Source organism: Cellvibrio sp., assembly GCF_053579595.1.
The window spans coordinates 1-8,044 of the sequence record NZ_JBRFPI010000208.1 but is presented as its reverse complement, the minus strand read 5'-3'; the positions used below and the strand labels follow the sequence as shown (position 1 = coordinate 8,044).

At 50.4% G+C, this 8,044-nt stretch carries 6 protein-coding genes; 4 read left to right on the top strand and 2 right to left on the bottom strand.

Annotated features, from left to right (window positions below):
* From rfaP to hldE, 4 genes are all read left to right on the top strand, one after another.
* Positions 1-1,993: lipopolysaccharide core heptose(I) kinase RfaP (gene rfaP, locus ACWA6V_RS13320; protein WP_449522947.1), on the top strand; the 1,993-nt coding region annotated here is incomplete at its 5' end.
* 7 nt (positions 1,994-2,000) lie between these two features.
* On the top strand, positions 2,001-3,185 hold the full coding sequence (locus ACWA6V_RS13315) for an O-antigen ligase family protein (RefSeq protein ID WP_449522946.1): 1,185 nt from the start codon (positions 2,001-2,003) through the stop codon (positions 3,183-3,185).
* An 18-nt stretch (positions 3,186-3,203) separates the two neighbouring features.
* Positions 3,204-4,994, top strand: a complete 1,791-nt coding sequence (msbA, locus tag ACWA6V_RS13310; RefSeq protein ID WP_449522945.1) for a lipid A export permease/ATP-binding protein MsbA — start codon at positions 3,204-3,206, stop codon at positions 4,992-4,994.
* Between the two features lie 72 nt (positions 4,995-5,066).
* The gene (gene hldE / locus ACWA6V_RS13305; protein WP_449522944.1) at positions 5,067-6,491 is read left to right on the top strand and encodes a bifunctional D-glycero-beta-D-manno-heptose-7-phosphate kinase/D-glycero-beta-D-manno-heptose 1-phosphate adenylyltransferase HldE; all 1,425 of its coding nucleotides are present in this window, start codon (positions 5,067-5,069) and stop codon (positions 6,489-6,491) included.
* An 89-nt stretch (positions 6,492-6,580) separates the two neighbouring features.
* Here hldE and ACWA6V_RS13300 read toward each other — a convergent pair whose 3' ends face one another.
* Together ACWA6V_RS13300 and ACWA6V_RS13295 are read right to left on the bottom strand one after the other, a co-directional pair.
* Positions 6,581-7,735 (bottom strand): iron-containing alcohol dehydrogenase, encoded by a 1,155-nt coding sequence (locus ACWA6V_RS13300; RefSeq protein WP_449522943.1) that lies wholly within the window; start codon positions 7,733-7,735, stop codon positions 6,581-6,583.
* A gap of 93 nt (positions 7,736-7,828) precedes the next feature.
* A partial coding sequence (locus tag ACWA6V_RS13295) for a Rieske (2Fe-2S) protein (protein ID WP_449522942.1) occupies positions 7,829-8,044 on the bottom strand: 216 nt, incomplete at its 5' end.

The following is an 8,044-nucleotide window of genomic DNA, read 5'->3' as shown; positions in this document are numbered from 1 at the left end:
GAAATTAGTGTTTGCTATTTTTCGGTTTTTCCTCTTTGGTGGTTTGCAGCGGGATATGCTGGCATTTGCAAAGGCTGCACAGGCAAGCGGTCATCAAGTCAGTATTTTTTGCAGTGATTGGCAAGGCGAAAAAATTCCCGGTATTAACGTTGTTGAAATTAAAGGTTCCGGTTTTTTTAATGTTGCCGGTGTGAAATATTTTGTCGGTGCATTCCAGCAGCACTTCGAGCGCAATCAATTTGATTTGTTGGTCGGCTTTAACAAAATGCCAGGGCTTGATGTGTATTTTGCTGGTGATAGCTGTTTTGCGCACAAGGCATATAGTGAGCGCAACTGGTTGTATCGGCTGGCTCCTCGCTCACGGTTATATCTCGCTTATGAAAAAGCAGTATTTGCAGATACAAGCGAAACGCAAATTCTTTCATTGGTTGCTAGCGAACAAAAACAATTTGTGCGTTATTACGCTACCCAGCCCGAGCGTTTCCATGCGCTGCCTCCGGGGATTTCGGCGGAGCATCTCGCCTGCAATAATCCACGCGCTGCGCGCATGGCGTTGTGTCATGAATTAGGTCTGTCGCTCGATACAAAAATTATTTTATGTCTTGGCTCGGGTTATAAAACTAAAGGTGTTGATATCAGTATCAGCGCCTTTGCTGAGTTAACCAAGATCACGGCAGATAAAATCGCGTTGGTGATCGTAGGTAAGGATGACCCCTACACTTATCGCCAACAAGCCGTCCAAGCTGGGATTGAGCAACAGGTTTTTTTTCTAGGGCCGCGCAGCCCTGTTGGTGATTTGTTGCATGCTGCCGATGTGCTGTTACATCCTGCGCGCAAAGAGCTTGCTGGCAATGTAATTTTGGAGGCGATGATTTGCGGTGTTCCCGTGGTGGCATCATCTCATTGCGGTTATGCGCATTATGTTGCTGAGCAACAGATGGGAGAATTGATTCCCGTCCATGCTTCGCCTATTGCAATTGCACAATTGGTCGCCGCAATACTTGCGGTTAACCCAGATGTATGGCGTAAACGCGCTGCGGTATTTACGCAGACCAGTGATGTGTTTTCCCGCCCTGCTGTTGCTGTTGCAGTGCTGGAAAAAATTGCTGATGCGAAAAAAAATCCTGCTGAGTATGCCCTGCAACTGCATGCATCTGCTGAGCCGGTTGTGATCCTGCGCGATGAATTAATCGCTGCATGGAAAGATCAAGACGTGTTTTCCTTAATAGAAAATATGCAGGGAAAAATTGCGCGCGAAATGAAAGATCGCCAAACCCTGCGCTTTGAATTGAATGGCCAGGGTTACTACCGCAAATGGCATCGCGGTGTTGGCTGGCAGGAAATAATTAAAAATTGGTTGCAACTGCGCATGCCGGTGTTAGGTGCTAGCAATGAATGGCTGGCGCTGAATAAATTGCGCGCGTTAGCTGTTCCCAGCTTGGTTCCACTTGCGTATGGCGTGCGCGGTAAAAATCCGGCGCGCCAGCAATCCTTTATCGTGACGCGCGAACTGACGGATGTAATCCAGCTGGATCATTTTTTTGAGCGGCATTCAGTAAGTGTTAAGGCCAAACATCGCATTTTGGCGAGCCTCGCTGTTATTGCCCGTGAGTTTCATGCGGCAGGTATTAATCATCGCGATTTTTATCTCTGTCATTTTATGTTGAAGACGCAATTTGTTGCAGACCAGAATCTGACGCCGGAGCTGTATCTGGTGGACTTGCATCGTGCACAGCTGCGCCCACAAGTGCCTGAACGCTGGCTGGTGAAAGATTTAGGCAGCTTGTTATTTTCGTCATTGAATTTACCTTTTACCCGGCGCGATTATTTGCGTTTTATGCGCGTGTATTTTGCACAAGAGCTGCGCACTGTGTTAGCTGAACAAAAACATCGGTTGGAAAAAATATCAGCACGTGCACGCGCTACCTATAAACGCGAATTTGGGCATGAGCCGCTGTTATCGGATCACTTGTTGCCGGATCAAAGGAATTAATCTTTCTATGAACTTATTAACGCGCGACTGGCGCGAGCAAAAAATATTGAGCTGGGCGTATGGCGGTCTGTGGGTATTTGTCACCGCTTTTTTATGGTCGCCCTCGCGCGATGGAGTGGAGGCGGTTTACGCGCTCGCTTTTTTTATTCCCATGTTATTGTTATTGCCATGGCGCAAACCGGAACTGTATCAGTATGGCGGTTGGTTTAGCGGTTCAGCATTGGCGTATGCAGGTTGGAGTTGTATAACTAGTGTGTGGGGCGGCGATGCAGGATTTTTTATTTTGCAGTGGTTGATTCTTGCTGCATGGCTGCTGGGGGCAGCATGGGTGCTACAAAAAAAATCTCTGGATTGGGATAAATTTCTGTATTGGTTTTTACTAATCGGAGCAGCAACGGCGACAATTTGTATTGCGGTATTTTATTGGGACCATCCACTTGCGGCGCGTCTTGAAGGCATCACGCTTGCGCGAGCGCCTACCTTGGTGGGACAGGTTTATGGTGTGGTGGTGTTGGTGGGCATTTTACTGTCCTGGCGTACATCCTGTTTTAGATGCGCGCTCGGATTATCGCTGGCAACCATTCCCGCGTTGGCGGCGGTGGGTTTGTCCCAAAGTCGCGGGCCTTTATTATCGCTCGCGCTGGTGTTAGTGGTCGGGCTGGTTTGGTTGCGTCCGGGGCGAAAAATTTTATTGACGCAATTGTGCGCTGCATTGCTTGCGCTGGGTACGGCGTTCTATTTTTTTCCATTGGATCAAGCATTGCTCGGGCGCGGCGCGTCATTCCGCGATCAAATTTGGTGGGATGTGATTGCCCAAATGCGTGCGCAACCAAGTTTGTTTCTGCTTGGTGTCGGTATGGACTCATCCACAGATATAGTGACTAGTATTGAGTCATACCATCACGCCCATAATGCATGGCTGGATATTTTATATCGCACGGGTGTCGTTGGCTTGGGTTTGGCCTTGATTCATCTTGTACTGTTATTGTGGTCAGCGCGCCAGCATCGGAACTTGGCGCCACTGGCACTTTGGTTAGTCTACGGCTGTGGTTGTCTCTTTGTTGATTCGCGCAGTTTGTTTTGGGAAATCGATACCAAGTGGTTGCTCTATTGGGTGCCCGCGGCTTTATTGGCTGCGAACCTGGTGCGTGAGAACAATTTGCGTGTGAAACAGCCGCGCATAAAACATTAATCTGATTCTGGATAATTTATGAATCCTGTACAGAAAGAACATCCTGCGGTGGGCGATGCATCGGCCTGGGTCGTTTATAAGCGTCTGCTCACCTATGTAAAACCCTATTGGTTGTTGTTTGTAGTGGGCATTGTTGGTTTTGCGCTGTACGGCTATTCGAACAAATTATTTGTTCACACGTTGGAAAACTTAATCAACGTTATTTCTGAGAATAATCCTGCTGATCGTTATGTGGTGCCCCTGCAGGTGATGGGTATTACGGTGTTGCGCAGTATCGGCGCATTTCTTGGGGCTTATTATTTATCCAAAATTGCGTTCAGTGTGATTCACAATTTGCGCACCCAGGTGTTCAACCATATGACGCAATTGCCGAACGCACATTTTGATAAAAGCAGTTCCGGGCATCTTATCTCAGTTATTACTTACAATATTAACGGTGTTACTTCGGCAGCGACTGATGCGTTAAAAATTTCCCTGCGCGAAGGGTTAACGGTGATATTTTTATTTGCCACGCTGATCCAGATGGATTGGCGCTTGACGATGATTTTCATTGTGATTGCCCCGGTGATTGGTTTTCTGGTTTCTGTGGTGGGCAAGCGTCTGCGCCGTTTGAGCAACAAAGTGCAGAATTCGGTTGGAGATATCACCCAGGTTGCCGGTGAGATGATTAATGGTGTGCGTGTAATGCGCAGCTTTGGCGGTGAAGATTATGAGAAGCAACGTTTCGAAGCAGTGAGCAAAAAGAATTATCAACAGAACATGAAAATTGTGGTGACATCCGCTGCGAATACACCCTTGATTCAACTGATTGTCGCCGCCGCTATGGCAGCGTTGATTTTTATCGCACTGAGTTTTATGGAAATCGCTGATCCGGCAAAATTTGTCGCCTATATGACTGCTGCGGGAATGATGCTGCCATCCATGCGTCGTTTGGGTGAGGTGGCACCGGCGATATTAAAAGGCGTCGCTGCAGCCGACAGCGTGTTTACCCTGCTAGATACACCGGCCGAAGAAGATCACGGTACCCATAAAATCGATCGCGTTAAGGGCGAAGTTGAATTAAAAAATGTAACGTTTTGTTATGCCAATCAGCCTGCACCTGCATTAAATAAAATTAATTTAACGGTGAAAGCCGGTGAGGTTATTGCACTCGTCGGACGCTCGGGAAGCGGTAAATCCACGCTTGTGGGCTTGCTTAGCCGTTTTCACGACGTAACCTCAGGCGACATATTAATCGACGGTGTTCCGGTGGGCGATTACACGCTCGCCAGTTTGCGCGAGCAGATAGCTCTGGTGAACCAGCAGGTGACCTTGTTTAACGATACGGTTGCGGGCAATATTGCCTACGGTAGTTTGCAGTCGCGTTCGTTGGACGAGATTCGACGCGCTGCCGCTGCCGCATACGCTACGGAATTTATCGAACAATTGCCTGACGGGTTTAATACGATAATTGGCGAATCGGGGGCGCGTTTATCGGGGGGGCAGCGCCAGCGTTTAGCCATCGCCCGTGCACTGTTAAAGGATGCACCGATCTTAATTCTCGATGAGGCAACTTCGGCGCTGGACAATGAGTCTGAACATTATATCCAGGCGGCGCTCAGCACTATGATGAAGGGCCGCACTACCTTTGTGGTCGCGCATCGTTTGTCTACAATTGAGCAGGCAGACCGGATTATTGTGCTCGATCATGGTGAAATACTTGAGCAGGGCACCCATGCGCAGTTGCTGGATAAAAATGGCCACTACGCCAGGCTCCACGCCAAGCATTTTAATGATGATGAGATCCCGCCGAAACAACCGGAGATCTAATATGCGAGTAACGGCAGTAATTGATTATGTTGGGGATGTGGTGTTAATGGATTACAACTATCGGAGTTACTTATGCATCTGACTATGCCTTACTTTGAGCGTGCGCACATACTGGTTGTTGGCGACCTTATGCTGGATCGCTACTGGCATGGCACGAGTTCGCGCATATCGCCCGAAGCGCCGGTTCCAGTGGTCAAGGTCAACCAAACGGAAGATCGCCCCGGCGGTGCGGGCAACGTGGCTCTGAACATGGCGGCCTTGGGCTGCGGTGTTTCGCTGATCGGGATTGTCGGTGATGATGAGGCGGGGCAGATCCTGTACAGCCGTCTGCGTGCCGCCAAGATCCATACGAATTTTCAGATTTCCACAACTAAACCAACTATCACCAAACTGCGGGTGGTCAGCCGTCACCAACAATTGCTGCGCATGGATTTTGAAGAAAAATTCGATGCCACTGACAGTTCCGAATTTGCGAGTAAGGTAAAAAGCCTGATCAGTCGCACGGATGCTTTGGTGCTATCTGACTATGCCAAAGGCAGTTTGCTTGATTGCCAATCCCTGATCCGTATGGCGCGCGATGCTGGCGTACCGGTATTGGTTGATCCCAAGGGCAATGATTTTTCCCGCTACCGCGGCGCTACTATGCTGACACCCAACTTCCTTGAGTTTGAGACGGTAGTCGGTAAGTGCATCAGCGAACAGGATATGGTTGACAAAGGCGAAGCACTGATGCAGGAATTGGATCTGCAGGCACTATTGGTCACCCGCGGTGAGCAGGGCATGACGCTACTTCGCCATCACCAAACAGAGCTGCATTTGCCCGCGCGCGCGCGCGAGGTGTTTGATGTGACTGGTGCGGGCGATACGGTTATTGCCTCTCTGGCTGCTGGTATAGCCTCTGGTCAAACCTTGCCAGAGGCCACCGCACTGGCCAATTTGGCGGCGGGCATAGTGGTGGGCAAAAAGGGTACCGCAACGGTGAGTGCGCCTGAGCTGCGCCGCGCCATTATTGCCGAGCAGGGTGCCGAGCGCGGTGTGGTGACTGAAGAGCAGTTGCTGATGGCATTGGAAGATGCCCGCGCCAGTGGTGAGCGCATAGTATTTACCAACGGCTGTTTTGACATTATCCATGCCGGGCATGTGGGGTATCTCGAAGAGGCGCGCAAGCAGGGGGATCGGCTGGTTTTGGCGGTTAACTCCGACGCTTCCATCCGTCGCCTGAAAGGTTCTGGCCGTCCCATCAACCCACTCGACCGCCGTATGGCTGTGCTTGCCGGGCTTGAAGCGGTGGATTGGGTGGTGCCTTTTGATGAAGATACTCCTGAACGTTTGCTCCGTCGGGTCAAACCGGATGTGCTGGTAAAAGGCGGCGATTACAGCGAGGATCAAGTGATCGGTAACCAAATCGTCAAGGCTTACAACGGCTCGGTTAAAGTGCTTAGCTTTTACGATAACTGTTCAACCACTTCGATTGTGAACAAGATTTTGCGCCAATAACCTGCATGTATAGCTATAAAAAAGCCCCGCCAACAAATCATTTGGTGGGGCTTTTTTATGCGCGCCCTTTGGTTGGGCGTGAGCCTGCTTTAGGCTGCTAACTCCAGGATTTCACGCGAGGCTTCCGGAGTAATCACTCCATGCTCACCCAGCGCCAGCAACTCATGTTTAACCAACATATCCACCAGCTTTGGAATGGAATCGCGACCGACACCGTATCCGCTCAGGGTTGTCGGGGTGCCCATCTGCTCAAAGAAGTTTTTGGTTGCGGCTATGGCCGCATCGATCAGTGCGTCTTCATCGGCATGGTTAAGGTTCCATACGCGGCGGCCGTATTGGAGCAGCTTCGCACGTTTTTTATCGCGCTGGTGTTGCATCACCGCCGGTAAAACGACCGCGAGGGTTTGTGCGTGATCCAAGCCATGCATGGCGGTAAGTTCGTGGCCGATCATATGGGTCGCCCAGTCTTGCGGAACGCCAACACCGATTAAACCGTTCAACGCCATAGTCGCCGCCCACATCACATTGGCGCGCACCGCGTAGTTGGTTGGTTCTTTGAGTGAGCGGGGGCCTTCTTCGATCAATGTCATTAACAGGCCTTCGGCAAAACGGTCCTGGACTTTGGCGTCGACTGGATAAGTCAGGTATTGCTCCATGATATGCACAAAGGCATCGACTGCGCCGTTAGCAATCTGGCGTGGCGGAAGGCTGTAGGTCGTGGTGGGGTCGAGAATCGCAAACTGGGGGTAAACCAACGGGCTGCCAAAGGATAGTTTTTCCTGGGTGGCAGCTTTGGTAATGACCGAATTGCCATTGCTCTCCGTGCCTGTCGCAGGCAGGGTCAGTACGCAGCCGATTGGTAAGGCGCTGAAGAAGGGCTGGTGTTTGGCCATAATATCCCATGGTTCGCCCTCAAAATTAACCGCTGCGGCGATCAGTTTGGTGCCATCAATTACGCTGCCGCCTCCGACTGGCAACAGGAAATCAATTTTCTCTTTTTTGACCAGATCCACCGCCTTCATCAGGGTTTCATAGTGGGGATTGGGTTCTATGCCACTGAACTCGAACCAGGTTTTGCCTTCCAGCGCTTTAACAACCTGCTCGTAGACGCCATTCTTTTTGATCGATCCACCACCGTAAGTGACCAAAATGCGGGCGCCTGCGGGGACAAGGTTGGCGATTTCTTTGATTTGCCCCTCACCAAACACAATCTTGGTGGGGTTGGAAAAGGTGAAATTTTGCATGAGCTATTCTCCGTGGGTGAGCTAGTGTACTAGTGGCCGGTGACTCTACTGGTCCGCGTCATTGAACTCGATCAGGTTTACGCAAATTTACGGCTAGGAGAGGAAAATGTCGCCTGCGTCGATACTGAAATTAATGGGGGCAAGTGAGCGCCCGCTGCAGGGGCCGGCGACACATTTGCCCGTTTTAATCACAAACAGAGCACCATGGTTGGCGCACTGGATCATGCTGCCACTGCTGTCGAGAAACTGATCTTCCACCCATTCGAGCGGAATACCGATGTGCGGACAGCTGTTTTGGTAGAGGTAAAC